Source organism: Niabella sp. CPT15-335-S11 (assembly GCF_058792415.1).
Map to the genome: position 1 here is coordinate 356,819 of NZ_JBYTEI010000001.1, position 24,818 is coordinate 381,636.

Here is a 24,818-nt window from a genome sequence, read left to right on the forward strand (position 1 = left end):
AATGCTAAATGCGATTCAGTTAAAAAGTTAATTCCTTGGGTTGCTGTGCCGTGTGCGGGTGGCTACCGCCTACATAGACAAATAATTTCTTGTACATTTTCCGGCCCAGGCGGTTCTTAGGTAACATACCCTTTACGGCTCTTTCGACGATCACTTCGGGGCGGCGTCTGATCAGATCAACGGCCAGTTCCTCCTTACGGCCACCGGGGTATCCGCTAAAAGTGTCATAAACCTTTTGATCCATCTTGTTACCGCTGAATTTTACTTTTTCACAGTTGATCACGATGATAAAATCACCCGTGTCCACGTGAGGGGTGTAGGACGCCTTGTGTTTACCGCGCAGCATGGCGGCAATTTTGGCGGACATGCGACCCACGGTTTGATTAGTACCGTCCACAACGTACCAGTTACGCTGTACGGTAGCCGCATTGGCATGTTTGGTGCTAAAATGTTGTTTGCTCATTGCTAAGTTTTCTTTGTTTAAAAATTACCGGGCTATCCCCCGGCCTTTTTCAGTTAACCTGAGTAAAGGAGCGCAAAGGTAGGGATAGAAATAGCAATAAACAAGGAGAAAATCAACAAATTTTTACACACACTCTCATAATATGTTGATTATCAGTAAAAGTTTTGACTTAATTTTTTAATGACGGCAACAATTGCAGGAATTTGCTGATATGTTGATCCTGTTGGTTGACCGTTTCTAAAATAAAAGCTGCCCCGGACGGGACAGCTTTTCAGACCTCTTGAAAAACCAACTATTGCTTAGTGAGGGTGTATTTCCCAGTAGCAAAATTCACATCAATGAGATAAGTTCCTGATACGGCCGGTGCTGGTGTATTCGAACCCGGAACGGCGCCGTCCACCAGGATGTCTCCGCTCATGGCGCCGGTACCGCCATATTTATGATCCCAACTGCCATTGACCGGCAGCAGCAGGTAGCTCTTGCCCGCTGTCAGATCAATCCGGAGCTGGAAGTCAGTCAGGTTAATCCTGGAGAATTTCTGCTGTGGTACAGGAACCGGATTATTCCATCCGCCTGGTGTGGCATCACCCACGATATAGAGTTCCTGCGGAACTGGCAGCGTTCCAGTAAATGGCGTTACTGTATAAGTATTGGTCAGGAAGTTCACGAGAATCTGGTACATTCCTGTTGTAGCAGGTGCCGGTGTATTGGAGCCCGGTACGTCGCCGTCTGCAAGCAGGGTGCCGCCAGTGGCGCTGGCACCACCGAATTTATGACTCCAATCTCCGTTCACCGGCAGGAACAAGTAGCTCTTTCCTGCAGTCAGCTTTGTGATAAGGCCGAATGTAGTTGCATCGATCCGGGTGAACTGTTGTGCCGGAACAGGAACCGGATTGGCCCAACCTCCGTCAGTAGCATCCCCTACGATAAATAAGTTCGCCGGAATGTTGACCGTTACGGGCGTAACCGTATAGGTGCCCGTCTGGAAGTTCACAACGATCTTGTAAGTGCCTGAAGTAGCCGGCGCCGGCGTATTGGAACCCGGAACTGCACCATCTGCCAGGAGTGTACCTCCTGTAGCACTGGCGCCCCCGTATTTGTGGCCCCAGTCGCCGTTAACCGGCAGCAGTAAATAGCTCTTTCCAGCAGTCAGGTTAATAACAATTCCATAGGAAACCGCATCAATCCGTGTAAATTGCTGTGAAGGCACGGGAACCGGGTTACTCCAGCCACCTGGCGTGGCATCACCTACTATATATAAAGCGGGCGGCACCGGCGTAAAGGTGGTGACGTTGATGGTAACTAGATTTGAAATAACCATCTGTTGCGTGTAGTTCGCATCAGTATAACTCACTACCCGGAACTCCAGGTTTTTCGTTGAACCTCCCAACACACCTGCCGCGATGGCCGCATTGTTTAGATCGTTCACCGTAATGGATGAACTGAGTCCCTTATCGATCTTTATTTTCTGTGGCGCTGCGAAATTGTTACCGGCCTGGTCAATCTGGAGCATGTAATTGACAGTCGTGGCTCCATAAGGGCTGCTGTTCCAGGTGAAGCCAACAGCCTGGCTGGTTGCATTCTTCACATCCAGTACCAACGCGTTTGTAGAGGATGCTGTCAGTTTGATCGGCACCGCGAAAGAGGTCGCATTGATCTTAACTACATTCGAAAGCTTCAGATCATTATTATTTGCATACGATCCTTTTACCCGTACATCAAAATCCTTTGCACCATTGACTGGTACTCCTGCCGCTGATAGGATCTTGTTGATCTCATTTCCGGTAAATGAAATCGACTTTGCCCCATTAACTGTATATGTTGCCGGCAAGGCAAAATTGGTACCGGTGGGTGCTATCTCCACTACAAACTTATAGGTAGAACTGTCGGTCGCGAAATGTGGATCCGACCATGAAAGCGTAAGTACTTTGTTCAGGCTGTCTGCCGCAGCAGGCTTAACCGTTGTGGAAGATGCCTGAAGCGCTATATCAGTTCCTGACGCGTAATACGGCAATACTTCAGCCTTTTGGCAGGCATTCAAGACAACGCCGGCAGCAAGTAGGAATGAAATGTATTTTAAAATATTTTTCATATTTTTTTTTGGTTGAGTCTGTTTATTGTTTGGTGAGCGTGTACTTACCGGTTTGGAAATTCACTTGTATCTTGTAGGTACCTGCTGCAGCCGGACCGGGGAATTGTGGATCCGAATCTTTCTTCTCAAAGGAACCGGACAACGCTGCGGACTGCGATCCGTCCAGCGCGTGGTATTGTGTACCCCATACACCCTGCTCCTGGATCATCTTATAACCACCACCGCCTTTAAATGGCACGGTCAGCTCGTAATGCAGGACATCGATACGCGTAAACTTCTGGCTCACATCATACGGTGCCGGAAGCGGGTTCGACCATCCTGATGCAAACGCATCTCCAACTACCCACAGGTTGCCATCCAGGTAATTATTAGCCGCTGTGCCGGGTGGTTCCACCGCAAAATCAAGGTATGGCGTCATCGTGATCTTCAGCACATTTGAATATAATGGAACGGCAGCGCCCAAGGTCGATTTTAGCCTGAACTCCATGTTATAGGCCGTACCTGCCTTTAATTCCATAGTATTCATCATGGTATTCAATTCTTTGGTCGTAAAGTTTTTTAGCAGATCTGAACCCATGGAGACCTGTGCCCTGCTGGGGCTGGAAAAATTGGATCCCGCCTGATCCATTTCCAGGATGTAGCTCACATTCATTGAGTTGACCCCGGTATTGAATGCATAATTCGGGTTAGTCCAGTTCATGGTAAGTGCTACATCAGATGCTGCAGACTTTAAGAACACCAGGGGCCCGGCCTTCGATGCTGTCAGCTTCGGATTGGTTCCGCCCTCATACAATAACTTGTTCTCCGCCTTCTTGCAGGAGACAAAGCTGATCGCAGCAACTGAAACCAGGAATATTAATATATATGATCTTTTCATGTGTATTATTTTTTGACGTCTCTTTCGTTTACATTTTTACCGGCTGGTCAACTGCCGCCTGAAGGATTACCCTGCAATGACATGGCAGACAGCCAATGCACCATGATCCATGATAGCGATTGCCGGACAAGACAATGAATACTTTTTTCCAGACTGTTTATATTTCATGCGTTCCAAATTAATAGCCCGGGTTTTGTGTCAGGTTTGTGTTCGCATTCTTATCTGTTGCCGGGATGGGATACAGGTTCCTGTAATCCGCTACCGACGTACCACCTGACGCGCCGCCTTTCCATGGCCACAAATATGCCGAAGTGGTGAATTTTTTATACCGGATCAGATCCGTACGCCGGAATCCTTCCCAATACAATTCTCTCGCCCTTTCATCCAGGATAAAATCTGGTGTCAGATCTACGGCAGAAACAGTAGGGGCTCCGGCCCGGGTTCTTAACAGGTTTATATAATTCAGTGCCAGTGTTGCATCGCCGCCGGCTCCCCTCTTCGTAGCTTCAGCGTAGATAAGGTATTGCTCCGCCAGCCTGAAAATCGGGAAATCGATATCGGTGAAAGTCTGATCACTGCCTGGAGTTCCCGCCATGGTGATATTTTTATACTTTGTTATCGCATACCCATCGGTAAATTTAGTCTGGTCGGTGATCTCAAGGCTCTGACCCTGGGTATAAAACTGCGCGCGGCTATCTCCGTCTCCAAACAATTTAACAAGCGCTTTCGTGGTGCGGGTTCCGCCCCATCCTCCGTTGATGCCAAAGGCGGATGCCGGCATGCTACCACCCACTGCCGCGTGGGTCAGGAAAGTAGTACCACCCCAGGTCTGGGTTTTCTTACCGTCGTAATTAATGGTAAGAATAAACTCACTGGTATTTTTGTTGTTATCAGCCCGCATCAGGTTGGTGTAATTGGGTATGAGGCTATAGCCTGCATCGATCACTTTTTTGGAATAAGTTAGAGCATCATTCCACCTGGCAGTACCTGTATACACCTCTGCATTCAAATATAAACGGGCTAGCAATGCCCATACTGCGGCTTTGTCGGCCCGGCCATATTCATTCGTTTTCGGGTTTGGAAGCAGGCTCTCCAATGCTTTTAATTCTTTCTCAACGTAGGTGAACAATTCGGCGCGTTTAATTTGTTTCGGCAGCACCCCGGATCCAATCTGGTAAGTTTCATCGACGAAGGGAGGGTTACCGTAGAGATCCATCAATACCCAGTATTGATAAGCCCTCAGGAACCTGGCTTCATTCCGGAAGCTTACAATTTTTGTAGCGTCTGCCCCCGTGATACCTCTTGATGAAAGTTTATCGTCAGCCGCCTGACGAATAAAATCATTAGCCAGCGTGATCTGGAACATACTGCGATAGTACAAACCGGTCAAAAAATCGTTACTGGATGACCAGTTCATATTATGGAAATCCTGAATGCCGGCGTCACCCCAGGCGATAACCGCTTCATCCGTGCTTAGTTCCTGCGCCTTCCAAAAGAGCCGGAGAAAATCAGAAAAACCTTCATCTATCCCCTGCACATCCTTGTTACCAGCCGGGCCTTCGTTACCGGTAAGCGCAAACGCTCCATATACTTTAGCCGCTGCTTTCAGATACCCGTCGGTCGTGCTGTAGACAGTGGCCGAAGTCACGTCGTTCGTAGGAAAACGGTCCAGGTTCTTCTGGCAGGCCATCAATCCAAGTACCGCTCCCACAATTATGATCAAATTCTTTTTCATATTTGCCATATATTAAATAGTAGGTTTAATTAGAAATCGAGGTTTAATCCAATTCCGTAAATTCTGGGTCTTGGATAGAAATTATTGTCAATCCCCGACGGAATCTCCGGATCAAGTCCTTTGTATTTTGTAACGGTAAATACGTTTTGGACATTGGCATTCAGTCTGAGATTAGCTTTGTCGCGCAGCACTTTGCCAAAGCTGTAACCCACAAAGACATTATCCATTCTCAGGAAAGATGCGTTTTCCATATAGTAATCCGAGAATTTCGTTTTGTCACCATCACCCATGAATCCAGTATAGAGCACATCTGTTGATCCGTTATTGAGATAGCTTAGCGGGTTGATAATGTTGCGAACCGTACCTGATGAGGAAGCAATATTATTATACACGTAATTTCCAATATTGGCTCTCATGGAGAATCCTGCAGATAACCTTTTATAGTTCACATCGGAGTTGATGCCCATGAAAACTTTTGGATCCGGATTAAAGAAATGGTAGAAATCATTGTCATTAATAATCCCATCCCTGTTCCTGTCCATGAACAGGCCTTCAATTGGTTTCCCGGTAGCCTGATCATAAACCTGCTTCAATACAAAGAAGGAGGCCCTGGGATAACCAACGGAGTGGATCTGAATATTGCTGCCCACACCGCCCGATATACCTCCAACGGGTACACCCAGATAATTGGGATCATCCAACACGGTAAGTTTTGTGATCTTATTTTCATTATAGGTGAAATTGAAATTGAAGTTCCAGGTAAGGTCCTGAGTTCTGACTGGAACTGTGTTGATCACGACTTCAACCCCCTTGTTTTCCATGTTACCGATATTGGCCACCACCCTGTTGCTGAAATTAGAACCTGCAGACTGTGTGATCTCATTCAGCAGGTCTGATGTCTTCTTATAATAAAAGTCTACACTTCCGTTGATGCGGTTATCGTCAAATCCATAGTCTATCCCGATATTATAGGTTGCTGTCTGCTCCCATTTTCTACCATAATAGTAGGCGCCCGGTCTGTACAACTGATAAAATTTATCACCAAGCTGATATTGCGCCGTGGTTGAACTCAGGTTGTAGTAAGAAATATAATCATAGTAGGGAATTCCGTCCTGCTGGCCGGTAACGCCATAGCCGAGTCTTAATTTCAGATCCGATACAACTCTCGAGTTCTTCAGGAAATCCTCTTCTTTGATCCGCCATGCCAGTGCGCCGGAGGGGAAAAGACCCCACCGGTTCTCAGGGGCAAATTTTGAAGATCCATCCCGACGCAGAGCGGCCGTAACCAGGTACTTTCCTTTATAACCATAATTGATACGGCCATAATAGGAGACCATCGTGTACTGGGGTTTGTTCTGGGGAAAATTCGGGGTTGTTACCGCAACTTTATCGAAAGTGTAGTCGGGGAAATTCTCAATCCTTGTCAGGAAATCATAATAACCATAACCGGCCGTTACATCGATCCGGTGATCGTTGATCTCTTTCAAATAATTCAGGTATCCTTCAAACACGGAATTGTTCCGGAAGGAGGAGTACTGGTTATTTACCCCGCTGTGAAGTTTCCCTGCAGCGTCTTTATACCTTTGGTAAGACTGGGCCGCGTTTTCGTTTACGACAATGGTTCCATATCCGTGTGCGTAATCCAGGCCAGCGTTAAGGTTTAACCTAAGTTCGGGGAGGAAATGAAACTTGTAGTCTACCTGCACATTACCCACCATGCGGTCAGAGGTCCCTTTGTCAACCCGGTCCATCAGTAAGCCTACAGGGTTTCTGGGCGCCTGTTCTCTGAGCCCGGTGGTGGAACTTGCATCAAGCCATTCGTAATAGCCGTTATATTTATTATTCCCGGTTTTGACGGGTTGAGTGGGGTCATAGTTTACTGCTCCTCCGATAGCCCCTTGATTGGCGAACCTGGAATCCTGCCTTGAACCTTTTGCATTAATATCAACCTTAAGATGGTTCTCTAAAAAGCTCGGACTCAGGTTGATCCCAGCAGAATATCTGTCGAGCGTACCAGTTTTCAGCACACCCTGCTGTTTCAGGTATCCTACTGATACCCTGTAAGGCATGCTCAGTGCCGGCAAGGTACCGGAAACGCTCAAATTATTATCTGATCCGATTCCAGTCTGATAGATTTCTTTCTGCCAATCAGTGGAAGCTTGTCCCAGGAGTGCTTTTGCCGCTGAATTACCGTGTGCGTTTACGAAATCCCGGAACTGCCCGGCGGAGAGTACGTCATAATATTTTGCGAGTTTAGAAACGGTGAAGAGGGTGTTGAAATTCACCCTTGGCTTGCCGCTTTTACCTTTTTTAGTCGTAATGATGATAACGCCATTTGATGCGCGGGACCCGTAGATAGCGGTTGCGGAAGCATCTTTTAAAATATTGAAAGACTCGATGTCATTGGGGTTTATCAGCGACAGTGCATTGGCAGCTCCTGAAATACCACCGTTATCCAGCGGCACCCCATCCACTACGATCAGCGGATCGTTACTGGCGTTCAGGGAAGCTCCACCACGGATTCTGATCGTACTTCCGCTCCCGGGGGCGCCTCCATTTGATGTGATTTGTACCCCTGGAACTTTACCCGCTATGAGCTGTTCCGGCGTAGTGTTCTGACCCTTATTGAAATCTTTGGCAGTGACCTGTGTTATTGAACCGGTCAAATCCCGTTTCCTCGCTGAACCATAGCCAATGATCACTATATTCTCTAAGGAGGCCATCGAAGGCATCAGGGCAGCGTCCACCGTTTCCCCCGAAATGGGCAATTCCAGGGTCACGAAGCCTACGGATGTAAAGACTAAGGTTGTGGCTGTTGCCGGTGCGTTCAGGCTATAAACTCCCGATGCATTGGTTTGCGTGGCGATATTCGTGCCCTTTACGGTAACAGTTACCCCTATTAAGGGAATTCCTTCGCCCGACTTTGTCACCGTTCCCCTCACTGCTTTGTTTTGAGCACCCGCGGCCAGCACCAACAGTGTCAAGGAGAGCGTAAGCGTTGCTACATACAATCTTTTGTGTAACATAGACAAACAAAATTTATTTTTAAGTCAATGAAAAACTAACGTGTACTTCATACACATTAACTAATGCAAAATCAAAATTAGGAGAATCTTTGTGTATTTAGTACACATTGCCAAAAAAAATTTTAACTTTTTTTTATCCGATTGGTTATTAGTCTATTATCCGGGCTAGTAGAGCATATGGCGGGCATCTTTTTTTAAGAATAATGTGTTATTCCGACAATTATAATTATTCGTCAGCCACCTGGCTTCCGGACACTGAGCAACCTCCACTACCGTGACGCTGCCGGAATATGAACGATGGGCCTGGCTACCGGACACTGAGAAACTTCCACCCGGCATAAGCAGGACATCGTGCCGGAATGCCTTCAAGAAGGGAGGAACAGCTAACACAGGTCCCGTCAGCACGAGAATCTCATTGCCGGCATTGAAGAGGTGCAATTCGTCTTGCAGCTAGTCGTTCAGTACTTTTTTGCGAAATCGGTAGAGCCTTCCCGGCCGATGAGGGACATTATCCTCCATTTCATCCAGATCCTGCAACCAGTTTTTCAGGGCCATTTTCTTTCTGAAATTCCGCCGGTCGAGCGGAACGCCGAGGATTGCTTCATAGAGTTCCTGCAATTCGCGGAGGGAGAACTTTTTTGGAAGCAGGTTGTGCACGATCGGATATTCCATGATCTGCTCCCGTAGTTTCATGAGACAGGTATCCAGGATCTCTTTATGGTCAAAGGCCAGCTTACGGATTTTTTTTACAGGATGCCAGTTCAGATCGTTATGGTCGATTTTTAAATTGTGGCTGTTAATATTGATCAGGGAATAATAGGCAGTAGTAACTACACGCCCCGAAGGGTGACGTTCAAGCCGGCCAAAAGTATGTACCTGCTGCAGAAACACATCATCCAGAGAAGTCCGTTCTTTCAGGATCCGATAGGACGCCGCATCCAGGTCTTCATCGGGCCGCACCAGGTCACCCAACAGCGAATACAATCCCGAAAACTCTTCGAGGTCACTCTGGATCAGGAGCACTTTTAGTTCTTTATCTTCATACCCGAAGATCACACAGTCCACCGAGACAGCGATCTTAAAGTATTCCAGGTGACTGATCTTCTCAAGCTCGGCCGTTTTTAAATGCGGATTTTTTAACATCTATAGCTGTCCTTTAAAAATGAGGTACAAAAGTAGGGGATAGTTTTTAGACGATTGTTTGACGCTGACTTCGGCAGATAAACCTAACCTGCCTTTATCTCTGCCACTGCCTCAACTTCTGCACTTACCCGATTTCGGTATATTGTCCGGTTTTTTTACTTTTATTCCAATTCAAACAATATGTACTCCAAAGAATCCGTCATCGCCCTCCAGGAAGCCTCACGCAGAATGATAAAAACCAACTCCTCCATCCTGTCAGATCAACACCAGGTGAAAGAACTCCGCGATGTGCTGCGCTTCCACGAATACAGGTATTATATTCTGGATGACCCCCTGATCTCCGATGGAGAATACGACCAATTGTACAAACTCCTCGAACGGACCGAAGAAAAAAATCCTGACTGGATCACTAGCGACTCCCCCACTCAACGCGTGGCCAAAGGCCTTACCCGACAGTTTCAGACCGTCCGGCATCTGGTCCCCATGCTTTCTCTGGAGAATTCTTACAACAGCGAGGACCTCGTGGATTTTGACCGCAAAGCCAGGCAACTTGCTGGCACTGGCACCATTGCCTATTGCGTTGAACCTAAATTTGACGGTGGCGGCATTTCTCTGATCTATGAAAACGACCTACTGGTGCGGGGTGCAACCAGGGGGGATGGCGTTTCGGGGGATAATATCACACAAAATATTAAGCAGATCCATACGCTGCCCCTGTCCGCAGCGTTCAGTCGATTTGGCATCCGGCAGATAGAGATCCGGGGTGAAGTGCTGATCAATAAAACGAATTTTAAGCGCTACAATGATGAACTACTGGAAAAAGGTTTATCACCGCTGGCAAATCCCAGAAACGCAGCTACGGGAACACTCCGCATCAAGGATCCGGCAGAAGTGCGCCGACGCAACCTGGAGGCTTTTGTCTATCATATCAGCGATTACACCCTCCTCCCTGGAAAAGAAATTCCGGAACCCCTGAAAACACATCAGGGTTCCGTGCAACTACTGTGGGACCTGGGTTTCAGAAGTCCGGTGCATGAAATGGGAATTTTTGACAATATTCACCAGGTAGTGGACTTTTGCAATGCGTTTGAAGAAAAGCGCGATTCCCTTCCCTTTGAAATTGACGGCATGGTGATTAAAGTAAACGAAATTGCCACGCAGGAAAAACTGGGCTCGACCAGCCATCACCCCCGCTGGTCGATCGCTTTTAAATTCAAAGCCCGCCAGGCCACCAGCAAGTTACTCCAGGTGGATTTCCAGGTGGGCCGCACCGGGACTATCACGCCGGTGGCCAAAATCGAACCCGTCTATATTGGAGGCGTTACAGTCAGTTCGATATCTCTTTTCAACGAAGATATCATCCGGGAAAAAGACCTTAAACTGGGTGACACGGTGCTGGTTGAGCGCGCGGGCGATGTGATCCCCTATATCGTAAAATCAATGCCTGAATTGCGAACCGGTAATGAAACTACCATCAGTTTCCCGAAAAACTGCCCCGTTTGTAACAGCCCGCTATTCAAAGAAGAAGGCGAAGCTGCCTGGCGCTGCATTAACATCGAATGTCCGGCGCAGGTAGTGGAACGCATGATCCATTATGTCAGCAAAGATGCCATGGACATCCGGGGGTTAGGGGAAGCCAATATCCGCAAATTCTACGAAATGGGATGGCTGATCGATATCCCGGGCATTTATAAATTGGATTTCGATAAGATCGGTGCACTCGAAGGATTTGGTAAAAAATCAGTTGAAAACCTGAAGCAAGCTGTGTTAAACAGTAAGCAACAACCTTTGTTCCGGTTGATATTTGGGCTGGGCATCCGTTTCGTTGGAGAAACCACCGCCAAAGTCCTGGCTCAAAGTATTAGCCATCTCTTGGATCTTCAGCATCGCTCTCTGGAAGAACTGCAGAGCCTGGAAGATATCGGCCCGAAAGTAGCCGGTAGTATTGTCCATTTTTTCAGCAACAGTTCCAACCTGCATATGTTGCAGGAGTTGGAAAGCCTGGGAATAAATATGTCCAATCTTAATAAAGGACCGGCCACCGGAGGCAGTCTTCAAGGGCAGACCTTCCTGTTCACAGGTACCCTGCCCACGCTGAAGCGCAGCGATGCTGAAGCAATGGCGGAAGCACAAGGGGGTAAAATACTTACCGGCGTCAGTTCCAAACTCAACTACCTCGTAGTGGGTGCTGACGCAGGCAGCAAACTGGAAAAGGCCAGAAAACTGAATACAGTAACGATTCTGTCCGAGGAAGAGTTTCTGAAATTATTAAAGAAGAGCTAGATATTAGATTTTAGACGATCGATACTAGACGATCGATACTAGACGTTAGATACTAGACGTTAGATACTAGACGTTAGATATTATATTATAATCATACATGTTATTTTTATAATATACTGTCAAAAAAACGGGAAGCAATAAAAGATTTACTGCTCCCCGTATTGGTTGGCTTACGCCGATTTAGATATACAAACACGATTATGCTATCTGCCGGTAAACTGATTTCTTTAACCCCTCTCCCAACCTCAGGAAAATTCGAAAAAGAATGTTATCAGTACAATCCATCAACACTCAGGTATCGTTCGCCGGTATCGTAGTTAACGGTCAGTACCCTGGAACCTGCGGGTATCTCCGGGAGTTTCTTCGCGACTGCTGCCAGCGCGGCACCCGTTGAAATACCCCCGAATATGCCTTCTTCTTTTGCCGCCCGCCGCGCATACTCGTAGGACTCATCTTTCCCAACTGTGATCGTCCCATCGAGTATTTCAGTGTTTAAGATCGATGGGATAAATCCGGCACCCAGTCCCTGCAGCGCGTGCGGCCCCGGAGCACCGCCGCCGATAACCGGAGACAAATCAGGCTCCACCGCGAAGACCTTCAGATTTGGAAATTTTTTCTTCAGTACTTCGGCTATGCCCGTGATATGCCCGCCTGTTCCAACACCGGTGATCACATAATCAAGACCCTCGGGAAAATCCCTGGCAATTTCTTCGGCCGTTGTCGTCCGGTGGATTTCCGTATTAGCCGGGTTATCAAACTGCTGCGGAATCCAAGCATTTGGGCGCTCCGCCGCCAACTCGCGAGCTTTCTCAATAGCACCTTTCATACCCTTCTCACGCTGGGTAAGTACAAACTCAGCACCATAGGCACTCATGATCTTTCTTCTTTCCAGGCTCATGCTTTCCGGCATAACCAATATCAATTTATATCCTTTAACTGCCGCTGCTATCGCAAGCGCAATACCCGTATTACCACTGGTCGGTTCAATTATTACTGAATCTGGCTTAAGTAGTCCTTTTTGTTCGGCGTCTTCGATCATAGCCAGACCGATCCTGTCCTTGATACTGCCGGCAGGATTCGCCTTTTCCAGTTTGATCCAAACTTCATGATTGCCGTCAAACAGGCGGTTAATTCTTACATGGGGTGTGTTCCCGATTGTTTCCAGGATGTTGTTTACTTTCATTGTTTTGTTGTTAGTTGAAAAATGAATTTCAGGCGCCGCATCACGCGCTGCCTGCGGTCGGCCTTATATTACAAAATTTAACGCTATTTCGTTGAGGGGGTACATATCTTTTACAGTAATTTCACTTTTGTGATAAACGACTGAATTGGATGGCACACTATTAGTAAGCCAGACATTCCCTCCAATGATACTGTCGCGGCCAACGACGGTCTCCCCGCCAAGAATAGTAGATCCCGCATAAATAACCACGTTATCTTCAATCGTCGGATGGCGCTTGATTTCCGACAGCTCTTTGGCTACATTCAATGCTCCCAGCGTTACGCCCTGGTATAGTTTTACATTGTTGCCAATGATCGTAGTCTCGCCGATGACAATTCCAGTCCCGTGGTCGATGAAAAATGGATTCCCAATGGTTGCTCCCGGATGAATGTCGATGCCCGTCTTGCTGTGCGCATACTCGGTGAACAATCTCGGAAGAATGGGCAGCTCATACTTATACAACTCATGCGCGAACCGGTACACGGTTGTTGCATAAAATCCAGGATAAGATACCAGCACCTCTTCCAGGGTCTCTGCCGCGGGATCATAATGAAGGATGGATTCCGCATCATGGATGAGTTGTTCATGAAGGACCGGTATCGCTGTAAAGAAACGCACGGTGATGTCATGGGTTTTTTGATCATCCTGCAAATAATCAAACAGCATTTCTGAAAAGCCGATCTTCAGCTTCTCAAACTCCCGATGGAGTTGCCATTCCGTTTTTTGTTGAATACCGGCAGGTAAAAACAAAAACTGAAATAGTTGGTCGATAAATGCCGCCACTACACGCTTGTCCGGGAATGAACACAGGGTACTTGAATTTCTTTCGTATAATTTTCTGATGAATTCTGTTGACATATTTAGCTATACATTCTATGGAAATTCGATGTATAATTATCCTACCAAGTCGGTGAAGTTATCCCTTTTTTCTAAAAATCAATTACAGGCCACTGTAAATTCTGGGTTAAGGTATATAAACGCGCTGATTTTTTTGTGTTTGGAAGTTCTTTCCGCCCGGCAAGCATTATTAGTTCCGCCAATTTGTTCTGACCACCTGGCAAACTGTTACCGGCCGGTGAGCAGTTGACGCAGGTCGTGTTTTACTTTCTCATTAAGTGATACCTTTGCAACTCAGCCACGAAAATTAATTATTTATGGAATACAGAATTGAAAAAGACACAATGGGTGAGGTGAAAGTCCCCATTGACGCATACTATGGCGCCCAGACACAGCGATCCATTGAAAATTTCAAGATCGCCCGCGATACCGACCGTATGCCGATTGAAATCATCCGGGCATTTGCCTACCTGAAAAAAGCAGCCGCCCTGGCAAATCAGAAAGCGGGTGTATTGCCCGAAGACAAAGCCTCACTGATTGGGAAGGTCTGCGATGAAATTCTGGAAGGCAAGCTGGACGATTCTTTCCCGCTGGTGGTATGGCAGACCGGCAGCGGCACCCAGAGTAACATGAATGTAAATGAAGTGATCGCCTATCGAGGTCATGTATTGAAGGGAGGCAGCCTTTCAGACAAAGAAAAATATTTACACCCGAACGATGACGTGAACAAGTCTCAAAGCAGCAATGACACATTTCCGACTGCCATGCATATCGCCGCGTACAAGATGCTCCTGGAAGTTACAATCCCGGGTATTGAAAAGCTGCGCGACACCCTTCAGGAAAAAAGCACTGCCTACATGAAGGTGGTAAAGATAGGCCGCACGCACTTCATGGATGCAACCCCACTTACCCTGGGACAAGAGATCAGCGGCTATGTGTCCCAGTTGAGCCATGGGTTGAAAGCAATCAACAATTCTTTATCTCATCTTTCCGAACTTGCCCTTGGCGGGACCGCCGTAGGAACAGGTATCAACACACCCCCCGGCTACGATGTATCGGTAGCTGCAGAGATTGCGAACCTTACGGGCCTGCCTTTCCGGACTGCAGAAAACAAATTTGAATCACTGGCGGCTCATGATGCCATCGTGGAGGCCCATGGCGCGTTAAAAACGGTCGCCGTCAGTCTGATGAAGATCGCGAATGATATCCGAATGCTTTCTTCAGGACCACGAAGCGGAATCGGCGAAATTCGTATCCCCGATAATGAACCCGGATCCTCCATCATGCCCGGCAAAGTAAATCCTACCCAGTGTGAAGCGCTGACGATGATCGCCGCGCAGGTAATGGGTAATGATGTGGCCATCAATATTGGCGGGGCAACCGGACATTTTGAGCTCAACGTCTTTAAACCCGTAATGATCTACAACTTCCTGCACAGCGCCCGACTGATTGGTGAGGGTTGTGTTTCGTTCAATGACAAATGCGCGGTTGGAATTGAACCCATCGAAGCAAATATCAAAAAGCACCTGGATAATTCATTGATGCTGGTAACTGCTTTGAATCCTAAGATCGGTTATTATAAAGCTGCCGAGATCGCACAAAAGGCACATAAGGAAGGTACCACGTTAAAAGAAATGGCCGTAAAATTGGGTTACCTGACAGAAAAGGAATTCGATGAATGGGTGATTCCCGCCAATATGGTCGGTAAAATCTGACCTGATCATCAAGTTAACTAAAGAAGGCTGTTTCTCCGGAACGGCCTTTTTTTTAACTCTGTGGTCACTAAATTCCCCCATCTCTAAAACAAAATTCCCCCATCACTTAAATTAGTGATGCCCGAAATTTTGTAGTAGTCGCGGACAAATTTATTTTTACGGCGCGAAAGGAATCCAGAAAGTCATCAATAATAAAATATTCGGGGAAACACCATTTTCCGCTTACGAGCCCCTCTCTCTGAGCGGATTTTTTTATATCCTGAACTTTAGATTTGATCCGCCTCAGCTACAGGATGCTCATCAACTGACTCTCCCGCAGTTTCCTCTTTTTTGTGAAATTTCTTCTGAAAGACCAGCAGGGCGATCACGCCGGTGGAAATGGCTGCATCGGCAATATTGAAAATGGGTGCAAAGAATTCAAAAGAATCGCCACCAACTACGGGGAACCAGGAGGGATACCGCGAATGGATCATGGGAAAATAAAGCATATCCACGACGCTTCCGTGAAGAAAGGAGGAATATCCGCCATTCCCAATTGTTGCAATACCAGCATAACTCACATAATCTCCAAACGAGGGTTCAAAATGGTATCCTTTATCGAATATCATGCCGTAGAACATACTGTCGATCAGGTTTCCGGCCGCGCCGGCGTAGATCAGCGATATACAAACCATGAATCCCGTAGAGTATTTTTCCCGGGCAAACTTCACTAATAACCAGGTTCCAAAAAGTACGGCGGCCAGCCTGAACAGCGTCAGGGCAGCTTTGCCGGCCTCATTTCCGAATTTCCAGCCCCAGGCCATACCGCTGTTTTCTATGAAATGAATCCTTGCCCAGTCCCATCCAAAGATCCGGGTGACCTCACCGATTGGGTAATGGGTTTTGATGTACAACTTAAGTGCCTGGTCCGCCAAAAGGACCAGGATAATGATCAAAACAGAAGTCCGGAGTTTAGTCATTTTCATAGCCGACAAAGATAGAGCGTAAATAATAAGGTAGGCGAAGGGATGTCATAATTATTTAACCGATTGTTGGGCTCTCCGAACCGGAACTCCGCGGAGCTCGCCCTGCAAGTGCCTCCTATTTTTCCAAATAGCGTTCGCCTCAACTTTCCCCCCAGTAAACGCGTTTTACACGTTGGGAAATGCCGGTCATGATCTCATAGGGTATGGTTCCGATCATAGCGGCCAGTTCCTGGATCGGCAGCTCTTCACCAAAAAGGATCACTTCATCGCCTTCCTGCACATCAGGAATATCCGTAACATCGATCATCGTCATATCCATACAAACCGTACCGATGACCGGCGCTGCTTTGCCCCGGATTAACATTTTTCCCACACCATTACCAAAGCGTCTGGAATAACCGTCCGCGTACCCTATACGCACGGTGGCAATCACCGAATCCCTCTTGGCTACACCCCGTCGGTTATAACTGACAGTCTCTCCCTTCACGATATTTTTTACCTGTGCGACCGTTGATTTCAGGGTCAGCACGGGTCGCAGTCCATTTCCGCCTTGCATCTCCCCGATACCATAAAGGCCGATTCCCAGCCGGACCATATCCATTTGCATTTCGGGGAAACGTGTGATACCTGATGAATTCGCAATATGTTTTATAAAGTCATACTCCAGGATTTCCTGCAGCCTGTCTGCCGCCCGTGACAGCAAGCGGAACTGATGCCCTGTGAACTCATCTTCGGCCGGATCTTCGCTGGCGACAAAATGTGAGAATACCGATCGCACGCGGAAATATTTGTTTCCCTTCAGTGCTGTGCCTAGTCTCTCTACATCCCCCACCTTAAAACCAAGCCGGTTCATACCGGTCTCAAACTCGATATGTACCGGATAGTTTTCCAACCCCGATTGCTCCAGGTAATCCTGAAATGAGTTCAGCATTTCAAAAGAAAACATATCCGGTTCCAGGTTATGATCTGTGATGGTATCGAAAGCGATCTCCTCGGAATTCATGACCATAATTGGTAATGTGATTCCACTCCTGCGCAGCTCAACCCCCTCATCCGCATAGGCCACCCCCAGGTAGTCCGTTTTTTGATATTGCAGCACGCCGGCTATTTCAGCAGCGCCGCTGCCATAGGCAAAGGCCTTTACCATGACCATCATCCGGGTTTCCGGTTTCAGCCGGCTTTGAAACAGCTTCAGATTATGTGAGATCGCGTCGAGGCTGATCTCCAGGATAGTCTGATGCACTTTCTGTTCCAGCGCCGCAACGATCTCCTCAAAACCGAAGACCCTGGCACCTTTCACCAGGATCACTTCATCCCTGAAATCCCTGGAATTGAAAAGGTCCATAAATTCCCGGGTGTTCGGGTAAAGCGTGGCTTCCATCGAAAATTTACCTGCCTCCAGAATTTCCGGGATGAATAACTGAAGCCGCAGACCTATCCCTATCAGTCTGTTTACACCATGTTTTCTGAGCAAATCGGCCACATGCACATATAACGCCGGGTTATCATCCTTCTGAACGGTAAAATCGGAAAGAATGACCGTCTTCCGCCGGTTTCCGGCCTGTTGCTGAAGTGCATCAAGGGCAATGGAAAGGGCGCTCAGATCTGCGCTGTAGCTGTCGTTGATCAGTATGCAGTTATTGATCCCTCTTTTGTATTCCAGCCGCATACTCACCGGCTGAAGGGTTAACATTCTGCGGGCAATATCTGAAGTTGTATACCCGGCCGACAGCATCAACGCACAGCAGGTAATGGCGTTCTCTACTGAAGCCTGATCTGTAAAGGGGATTACGAATGAAAAGCGATCGCCCTTGTACTGCAGAACGAGCTTTGTGCGGTTGATATCTTTCCTGACTTCCTCGATCCGGAGCGCATTGTGTTCTTCACGACCCCAGGAAAGCCATGCAACCTTTTGCCGTTCAATCTCGTCTTTAATTATTGGATTGTCGCCCGTGGCTATCAACAACGATGCATCCTTGAAAAGTATTAGTTTTTCCCTTAATTTTTCCAGATCATTTTCAAAACCTTCGCTGTGTGCCGTGCCGATATTCGTGAGGATACCGATCGTTGGTTGGATGATTGTCTGCAAGCGGATCATCTCCCCCGGCTGGCTGATGCCGGCTTCAAAAATCGCCAGGTTATTTTGGTCGCTCATTTGCCAGACACTGAGTGGAACGCCAATCTGCGAGTTATAGCTTTTAGGACTGCGAACAATGTTTTTGTCGGGATGCAATAGCTGGAACAGCCATTCCTTCACCACGGTCTTTCCGTTGCTGCCGGTGATTCCGATAACCGGGTAGCTAAAGCGGTTCCTGTGTGCCGCGGCAACTTTCTGCAGTGCTTCCAGCACGTCGGGGACCTGTAGAAAGACTGCACCCGGGAACCTGGACATATCCGGCTGATGCGATACCACAAAGTATTTCTGCCCTTTTTCAAACAATAGCGGGATGTATTGATGTCCGTTCCGTCGTGGTCCACTGAGGGCAAAAAAAAGTGATGCGCCGCCGGGACCAAACTTGCGACTATCTGTCAGAAGGGTTTCAATCTCAACATCGGGCATTTCGCCTCTAATGTTCAGAATTTCCGCAATATGTTGTAATGTTTCAGCCACGAAGTTTTTGTAGTTTAGACTTTTTTGAATCTACCGGATCGCTAGTCACCCGAACCGGCAGTCTCATCCGGAATGCCTTTTCTCTTATACCATATAGAGTATAGAATGCCGCCGGAGATGCAAAGCACGATGACACCCAGCGACAGGATCACCTGCGCCTGTTTATCTATCCATTGGTTGATCCAGTGTTCGCCGAGCATCTTCAAACCAATAAAGACCAGAACGATCGCGATTCCCTGCTGAAGAAAATCAAATTTATCCACGGCTCCCCGAAGTAAAAAGAACAGGGATCTCAACCCCAGTACTGCGAAAATATTTGAGGTATATATCACCATCAAATCCCGTGAAATACCCATTACCGCGGGAATGGAATCGAGTGCAAATACCACGTCAATGAACGCCAGCATCACCACTACAACAAAAAGGATAGTATATTTTCTTTTGCCACCTTCCTTCACAGTAAACCTTCCACCGCCGTCGTGCGGCGTGAGCGGCAGGATTCTTTTCATCCATTTGTAGACTGATGAGGTCTGCGGATCAAATTCTTTTTCATCGCCGGCTGAAAACATCTTGAACCCGGTGTAAACCAGGAAAACGCCGAACAAATAAAGGATCCAATGAAACCGGTCGACCAGGGCCACTCCCACGGTGATAAAGACGATGCGAAACACGATCGCCAGCAGGATACCAATTATAAGTGCGCGGCCATAATAAATTTCTTTGACTGAAAAGGAGGTAAATATTAGGATAAACACGAAAATATTGTCGATGCTGAGACTCCATTCCATCAGGTATGCGCTGAGAAATTCAAGCGCCTGTATTTTACCATCTTCAAAATAAATAAAAATGCCAAATGCCAATGCCAGAATTACCCAGAAGCAGGTCTGAAACAACGCCTGGCGGATCGTTACTTTTTTACCTTTCTTGCTAAGGAGGCCCAGGTCAAAAATCAGCGCAAGGGTTAGCACAACGCCGAAGACCAGGTAAGTAATAGTTTCTCTAGACATCAGGTATTATAAAGATGGCCCGGGCAAAACTAGTCCGGTTAAATATTAAAAATGGATATCCGTACTTTCGCCCGGCTCCCGGAAAATTTATACTGAAAAACTTTCTCCGCAGGCGCATGTACGCGCAGCGTTAGGATTATTGAAATAAAACCCTTTGCCATTTAGCCCGTCGGAGAACTCAAGCGTTGTTCCCAGGAGGTATAAAAGGCTTTTCATATCGGTGACCAGTTTTATTCCGTTGTCTTCAAAAATCTGGTCTTTTGGTCTTTCCTGATTGTCAAAATCCAGTTTATAGCTCAACCCGGAACACCCCCCACTCACTACGCTGACCCTCAGGAAATAGGATGCGTTCCCTTCGGGCTCTTTGGTCGAAAAGATCTGCCTCACTTTATCCCGGGCTTTATCACTGATATAAATGCCGTTATCTACCATCAAGTTTAAATTGGCCGCTAAAGATGTCATTAACGGGCTAACAAAAATATACTAACAAAGTTACAGATTTATCGGCTTTTTTTCTGCGAAACCTGCCATTCGAAGCTCTCTGCCTGAAGTTTTACGACCGTATTCAGTACCTCAGGGATCGCGAAATCTATTTCTTCGGCTGTGGTAAATCGCCCGAGACTGAAGCGCAGCGCTCCGCGGGCGCGGGTATCAGCGATTCCCATTCCTTTCAAAACATAGGAGGGATCCAGGGATCCGGAAGTACAGGCCGAGCCAGATGAAATCGCCAACGTTTTATGGAGAGCAGCCAGGATGGTGCTGCTGTTCAGGTATTCAAAAGACATGTTGAGGACATGAGGTAAACGGTGAATTTTATCTCCATTCACAGAGGATCCCTCTATTTTGAGCAATGCTGTCTCCAGGCGGTCACGAAGATCGCGCAGCCGGGCGCTCTCCTGCTCCATTTCGCTGGTGCATATAGCACAGGCCGCCCCAAAACCAGCAATACCGGCAACGTTTAAGGTACCGCTTCGCAGGTTTTTTTCCTGTCCGCCCCCGGTGATTTGTGGTGAGATTTTCACTCTGGGGCTCTTCCTGCGGATGTAGAGGGCGCCCACTCCTTTTGGACCGTAAATCTTGTGTGAGCTGAACGCGGCCAGGTGCAGATGGTCTAGCTGCACATCCAGGAGAATTTTCCCTGCTGCCTGTGTCGCATCGGTAAAGAAAAGAATGTCGTGTTTTTCCGCAATACGCCCAATTTCCCGGATTGGCGCGATAACGCCGGTTTCATTATTGGCGTACATCACGGCGATCAGGATGGTTGTTGGTCGGATAGCTGTCTCCAATTCCACGAGATCAACCCTCCCGGATTCATCAGCTCTTAGCCAGGTAATTTCAGCGCCTTTTTTCTCCAGGGCTTTACAGGTATCTAAGACGGCTTTATGCTCGGTTTGGGTGGTAATAATATGATTACCTTTGGGGGAATACTGATCAAAAACGCCGCGAATGGCGAGGTTGCAAGCTTCTGTAGCGCCGGATGTAAACAGGATTTCCCCCGGCTCGGCATTCACCAGGGCAGCGGCTTCCTGTCTGGCTTTTTCAACAGCGGCGGCTGCCTGCCATCCGAACTGATGAGCGCGGCTCGACGCGTTGCCGAAATAAGTTGAAAAGTATGGCAGCATAACATCCACCACCCTTCTATCGCAGGGTGTGGTTGCGCTGTAGTCCAGGTATATGGGAAGGGCCCTCATATTCCTAAAACAAGGGCCCTTTCCGAAAGTTTATCAACTGCGGAATAACTCAAGGCAACATTTAATGATGATCAGTGTTTTGTGGTATCCGCTCCAGGCTCCCCTGCATTCTCGGCTTCGATGGTGATGCCGTGTTTACCCGCGAACGCGGCTCTCTCTTTGAGAAAACTGTCATCAGCAACCTTTTCTTCTTCCTGGAGTTTTGCCAGCAACACGTTCACTTTGGTTTCAGCTGACGTGTCTTTTACTTCCTTGTAGATTTTGGCGATATTCACATAATAATTGCCAATGGAGTTTTTGTAGAATTCGCCGAGGTGAGCTGCTGCATCCCGATATGCGGAATCGCCGTCAAAAGCAGGCATTGACTTGATATTTCCCGTCAGCGAATCCAGAACGGATTCATATTTTGTAAAAACCTGATCTTTACCGACGGCAGTGTCTCCAAGGCCTTTCTGCACGGCGAACAGGGACTGTTGCATTTGCGATATCGTGGACATGATCTTCTGGTCATAGTCCATACTTTTGCCTCCCTTTTTGTTCCCCTGGCAGGCCAGAAGTCCGCCGGCGATGGCAATCACAACGATTAACTTGTACATATTCGGATATTTAAGGTTCAGATGGGAATATTCCCGTATCATTATTTATACCCAGTGTGTCAATAGCCAGGCTTGCAGCGATCTGAGATGCATCTTTTTTGTTATATGCGGTTCCACGGGAAATATATTTCCCATCTATTACGGCGGCGATCGTAAACAGCCTTCTGCCGCTTTCCAGGCCTTCATCCACCGTTACAAACTCAAGAACCTTGCCTTTTTTGTTTGCCCAGCCATATAATTTGTTTTTGTGATTGATTTCTTTTGATTCTATTTCATCCATATACATATGGGGGGTGATGATATAGTTTTTCACCCACTTGAAAGTCTTTCTGTATCCGTAATCCAGGTAAATGGCCCCTATTAGTGCTTCCAGTGTATTTCCAAAGATATGGCTGCTGCGTAGGGAGTTGTCCAGTTTGTTGAATTTGGCGATCCGCTTTAACCCCATTTTTAGCGCTACGTCGTTCAGTTGCTGGCGGTTCACCATTTTGCTACGCATCTCTGTCAAAAACCCTTCACCATGATACGGATATCTTTTAAACAGATAATCAGCAATAATTGAGCTGAGAATGGCGTCGCCAAGATATTCGAGTCTTTCGTTGTTCTCATCCACCGCTTCGCTGATTGACCGATGGGTCAGAGCTGTTTTATACAGGGATAGATTACGGGGTACGAAACCCAGGATATTTCTAAGCTCACCTGTTATGGAATTTCCCCACTTTCTCCTTAAAAAAACTGTAAAAGGTTTTATCAAAATTTATGCTACATATTTTTTTACGATCATACAGGCATTATGCCCGCCAAACCCGAAAGTATTACTCAGTGCAATATCTACGGTCCGATTTTGCGATTTGTTGAACGTAAAGTTCAACCTCGCGTCAAGTTCGGGGTCATCTGTAAAGTGGTTAATGGTGGGCGGAACGATATTATAAACTACGGCATGGATACATGCAATGGCTTCCAGCACGCCCGCTGCGCCCAGGCAATGGCCGGTCATGCTCTTTGTGGAACTGATGTTCAAATCGTAGGCGTAGTCACCAAAGACGTCAACAATGGCTTTAATTTCGGCAATATCTCCCAAGGGAGTCGCAGTCCCGTGCGTGTTGATGTAATCCACCTGTGACGCGTCTATTCCTGCGTCTTCCAGGGCTACGGTCATTACTTTTTTTGCACCCAGTCCCTCCGGGTGCGGGGCGGTGATATGATAAGCGTCTGCTGTCGCGCCGCCTCCGGCTACTTCGCAGTAGATATGTGCTCCCCTGGCTTTCGCGTGCTCAAGTTCTTCAAAAACGAGAATTCCGGCCCCTTCCCCCATTACAAATCCATCGCGGTCCTTATCATAGGGTCTGCTCGCTGTTTCGGGAGAGTCGTTTCTTTCGCTCATGGCCTTCATCGCATTAAAACCTCCAACGCCGGCCTCGCTGATCACCGCTTCGCTTCCACCTGTGAGTATCACATCGGCCTTATTCAGCCTGATGAGATTTAAGGCATCGATCATCGCGTTGGTGCTGCTCGCGCAAGCACTTACAACGGCGTAATTGGGTCCTCTTAGGTTATGTCGCATGCTGATCTGACCAGCAGCAATATCGAGAATCATTTTGGGAATAAAGAACGGATTGAATCTGGGCGTACCATCGCCTTTGGCGAAATCCATTACCTCATGCTGAAAGGTGATAAGGCCGCCGATACCGCTCCCCAGGACGACACCTGTCCGGTCCGAATCAACATTCTCGCGGCTTAGGCCGGCATCCTTCATAGCCTGATCGCTGACGACCAGTGCGAACTGGGTAAAGCGGTCGATTTTACGTGCTTCCTTTCTATCGAGAAAGGCAATGGGATCAAAACCTTTCACTTCGCATGCGAATCTTGTACGAAACTTGCTAGCGTCAAACAATGTGATAGGTGCAGCGCCCGAAACACCATTTATCAATCCCGTCCAATACTCACTGACCGTATTCCCAAGCGGTGTCAAGGCACCCATACCTGTTATGACAACTCTTTTTAGCTCCATAAATACTCTGGCAATTAGCTTTGTGAAGAAGAAAACCGCCTTTGTAATGGATAGCCATATTCAAAGGCGGCATATAAATTAAAAGATGCTCATTTTACCAAATGAAAATTGGCTTGCAGGAGCATTCTTTAGGAAACTCTATTTGGCATGCTCCTCCAAATAAGATACAGCCTGACCAACAGTCGTGATTGTCTCAGCCTGCTCATCCGGGATAGAAATGTTGAATTCTTTTTCAAATTCCATGATTAACTCCACAGTGTCTAATGAATCGGCACCTAAATCATTCGTGAAAGAAGCCTCAGTGGTCACTTCTGCCTCGTCAACACCCAATTTGTCAACGATAATTTTTTTAACTCTTGATGCAATGTCTGACATGTTAATTAAGTTTTTGTTATTGAGTGCAAAAATATAGTTTTTGTTCAAATGTTCATAGGAAACAAAAAAAATTATAGAAATGTTGTTTTGACGCCAAAATTCCGCAATTTTACAGTATAAACTCCGATTTTGCAATAGGCCGCAGAGCTGTAAAGAATCGGTAATTACC

19 protein-coding genes are annotated in these 24,818 nt (G+C 47.2%); 2 read left to right on the top strand and 17 right to left on the bottom strand.

From position 1 onward, the window contains the following. Positions 1-19 precede the first annotated feature (19 nt). The 6 genes from rplM to AC3WS5_RS01575 all read right to left on the bottom strand — a co-directional run bounded on the left by rplM (position 20) and on the right by AC3WS5_RS01575 (position 9,336). Positions 20-463: a 50S ribosomal protein L13 gene (gene rplM, locus AC3WS5_RS01550; protein WP_492465432.1), complete on the bottom strand. Its 444-nt coding sequence runs from the start codon at positions 461-463 to the stop codon at positions 20-22. 292 nt (positions 464-755) lie between these two features. After that, complete coding sequence (locus AC3WS5_RS01555) at positions 756-2,555, bottom strand: SusE domain-containing protein (protein ID WP_492465433.1); 1,800 nt, start codon at positions 2,553-2,555, stop codon at positions 756-758. A gap of 22 nt (positions 2,556-2,577) precedes the next feature. After that, positions 2,578-3,432 (bottom strand): SusE domain-containing protein, encoded by an 855-nt coding sequence (locus AC3WS5_RS01560; RefSeq protein ID WP_492465434.1) that lies wholly within the window; start codon positions 3,430-3,432, stop codon positions 2,578-2,580. A 178-nt stretch (positions 3,433-3,610) separates the two neighbouring features. Then, positions 3,611-5,167: a RagB/SusD family nutrient uptake outer membrane protein gene (locus tag AC3WS5_RS01565; RefSeq protein WP_492465435.1), complete on the bottom strand. Its 1,557-nt coding sequence runs from the start codon at positions 5,165-5,167 to the stop codon at positions 3,611-3,613. Between the two features lie 29 nt (positions 5,168-5,196). Next, entirely contained in the window at positions 5,197-8,193 is a 2,997-nt protein-coding gene (locus AC3WS5_RS01570; protein ID WP_492465436.1) for a SusC/RagA family TonB-linked outer membrane protein, read from the bottom strand. Between the two features lie 450 nt (positions 8,194-8,643). Further along, complete coding sequence (locus AC3WS5_RS01575) at positions 8,644-9,336, bottom strand: NUDIX hydrolase (protein ID WP_492465437.1); 693 nt, start codon at positions 9,334-9,336, stop codon at positions 8,644-8,646. A gap of 180 nt (positions 9,337-9,516) precedes the next feature. Between AC3WS5_RS01575 and ligA the strand changes: the two genes are divergently transcribed. Further along, positions 9,517-11,619 (top strand): NAD-dependent DNA ligase LigA, encoded by a 2,103-nt coding sequence (gene ligA / locus AC3WS5_RS01580; RefSeq protein WP_492465438.1) that lies wholly within the window; start codon positions 9,517-9,519, stop codon positions 11,617-11,619. A gap of 271 nt (positions 11,620-11,890) precedes the next feature. On the opposite strand, the gene cysK is transcribed toward ligA, so the two are convergent. Both cysK and epsC read right to left on the bottom strand, forming a co-directional pair. Then, positions 11,891-12,802 carry a cysteine synthase A gene (gene cysK, locus AC3WS5_RS01585; RefSeq protein WP_492465439.1) on the bottom strand — a complete coding sequence of 304 codons (912 nt, stop codon included), beginning with the start codon at positions 12,800-12,802 and terminating at the stop codon, positions 11,891-11,893. A 63-nt stretch (positions 12,803-12,865) separates the two neighbouring features. Next, entirely contained in the window at positions 12,866-13,699 is an 834-nt protein-coding gene (gene epsC / locus AC3WS5_RS01590; RefSeq protein ID WP_492465440.1) for a serine O-acetyltransferase EpsC, read from the bottom strand. Between the two features lie 296 nt (positions 13,700-13,995). Here epsC and fumC point away from each other — a divergent pair, with 296 nt between their 5' ends. After that, the gene (fumC, locus tag AC3WS5_RS01595; protein ID WP_492465441.1) at positions 13,996-15,393 is read left to right on the top strand and encodes a class II fumarate hydratase; all 1,398 of its coding nucleotides are present in this window, start codon (positions 13,996-13,998) and stop codon (positions 15,391-15,393) included. A gap of 266 nt (positions 15,394-15,659) precedes the next feature. Here fumC and AC3WS5_RS01600 read toward each other — a convergent pair whose 3' ends face one another. From AC3WS5_RS01600 to AC3WS5_RS01640, 9 genes are all read right to left on the bottom strand, one after another. Beyond that, positions 15,660-16,358: a lipoprotein signal peptidase gene (locus tag AC3WS5_RS01600; RefSeq protein WP_492465442.1), complete on the bottom strand. Its 699-nt coding sequence runs from the start codon at positions 16,356-16,358 to the stop codon at positions 15,660-15,662. Between the two features lie 139 nt (positions 16,359-16,497). Beyond that, positions 16,498-18,969 carry a bifunctional UDP-N-acetylmuramoyl-tripeptide:D-alanyl-D-alanine ligase/alanine racemase gene (locus AC3WS5_RS01605; RefSeq protein ID WP_492465443.1) on the bottom strand — a complete coding sequence of 824 codons (2,472 nt, stop codon included), beginning with the start codon at positions 18,967-18,969 and terminating at the stop codon, positions 16,498-16,500. A gap of 41 nt (positions 18,970-19,010) precedes the next feature. Beyond that, on the bottom strand, positions 19,011-19,976 hold the full coding sequence (locus tag AC3WS5_RS01610; RefSeq protein WP_492465444.1) for a TerC/Alx family metal homeostasis membrane protein: 966 nt from the start codon (positions 19,974-19,976) through the stop codon (positions 19,011-19,013). An 87-nt stretch (positions 19,977-20,063) separates the two neighbouring features. Continuing rightward, positions 20,064-20,408: a HesB/IscA family protein gene (locus tag AC3WS5_RS01615; protein WP_492465445.1), complete on the bottom strand. Its 345-nt coding sequence runs from the start codon at positions 20,406-20,408 to the stop codon at positions 20,064-20,066. Between the two features lie 68 nt (positions 20,409-20,476). After that, positions 20,477-21,667 (bottom strand): cysteine desulfurase family protein, encoded by a 1,191-nt coding sequence (locus tag AC3WS5_RS01620; protein ID WP_492465446.1) that lies wholly within the window; start codon positions 21,665-21,667, stop codon positions 20,477-20,479. A gap of 71 nt (positions 21,668-21,738) precedes the next feature. Continuing rightward, on the bottom strand, positions 21,739-22,263 hold the full coding sequence (locus AC3WS5_RS01625) for an LIC11966 family surface protein (protein WP_492465447.1): 525 nt from the start codon (positions 22,261-22,263) through the stop codon (positions 21,739-21,741). A gap of 10 nt (positions 22,264-22,273) precedes the next feature. After that, the gene (gene rnc / locus AC3WS5_RS01630; RefSeq protein WP_492465448.1) at positions 22,274-23,017 is read right to left on the bottom strand and encodes a ribonuclease III; all 744 of its coding nucleotides are present in this window, start codon (positions 23,015-23,017) and stop codon (positions 22,274-22,276) included. 3 nt (positions 23,018-23,020) lie between these two features. Further along, complete coding sequence (gene fabF, locus AC3WS5_RS01635; protein WP_492465449.1) at positions 23,021-24,274, bottom strand: beta-ketoacyl-ACP synthase II; 1,254 nt, start codon at positions 24,272-24,274, stop codon at positions 23,021-23,023. Between the two features lie 138 nt (positions 24,275-24,412). Beyond that, a complete protein-coding gene (locus AC3WS5_RS01640; protein ID WP_114792255.1) occupies positions 24,413-24,649 on the bottom strand; it encodes an acyl carrier protein in 237 nt (78 codons plus the stop codon). Between the last annotated feature and the right edge of the window lie 169 nt (positions 24,650-24,818).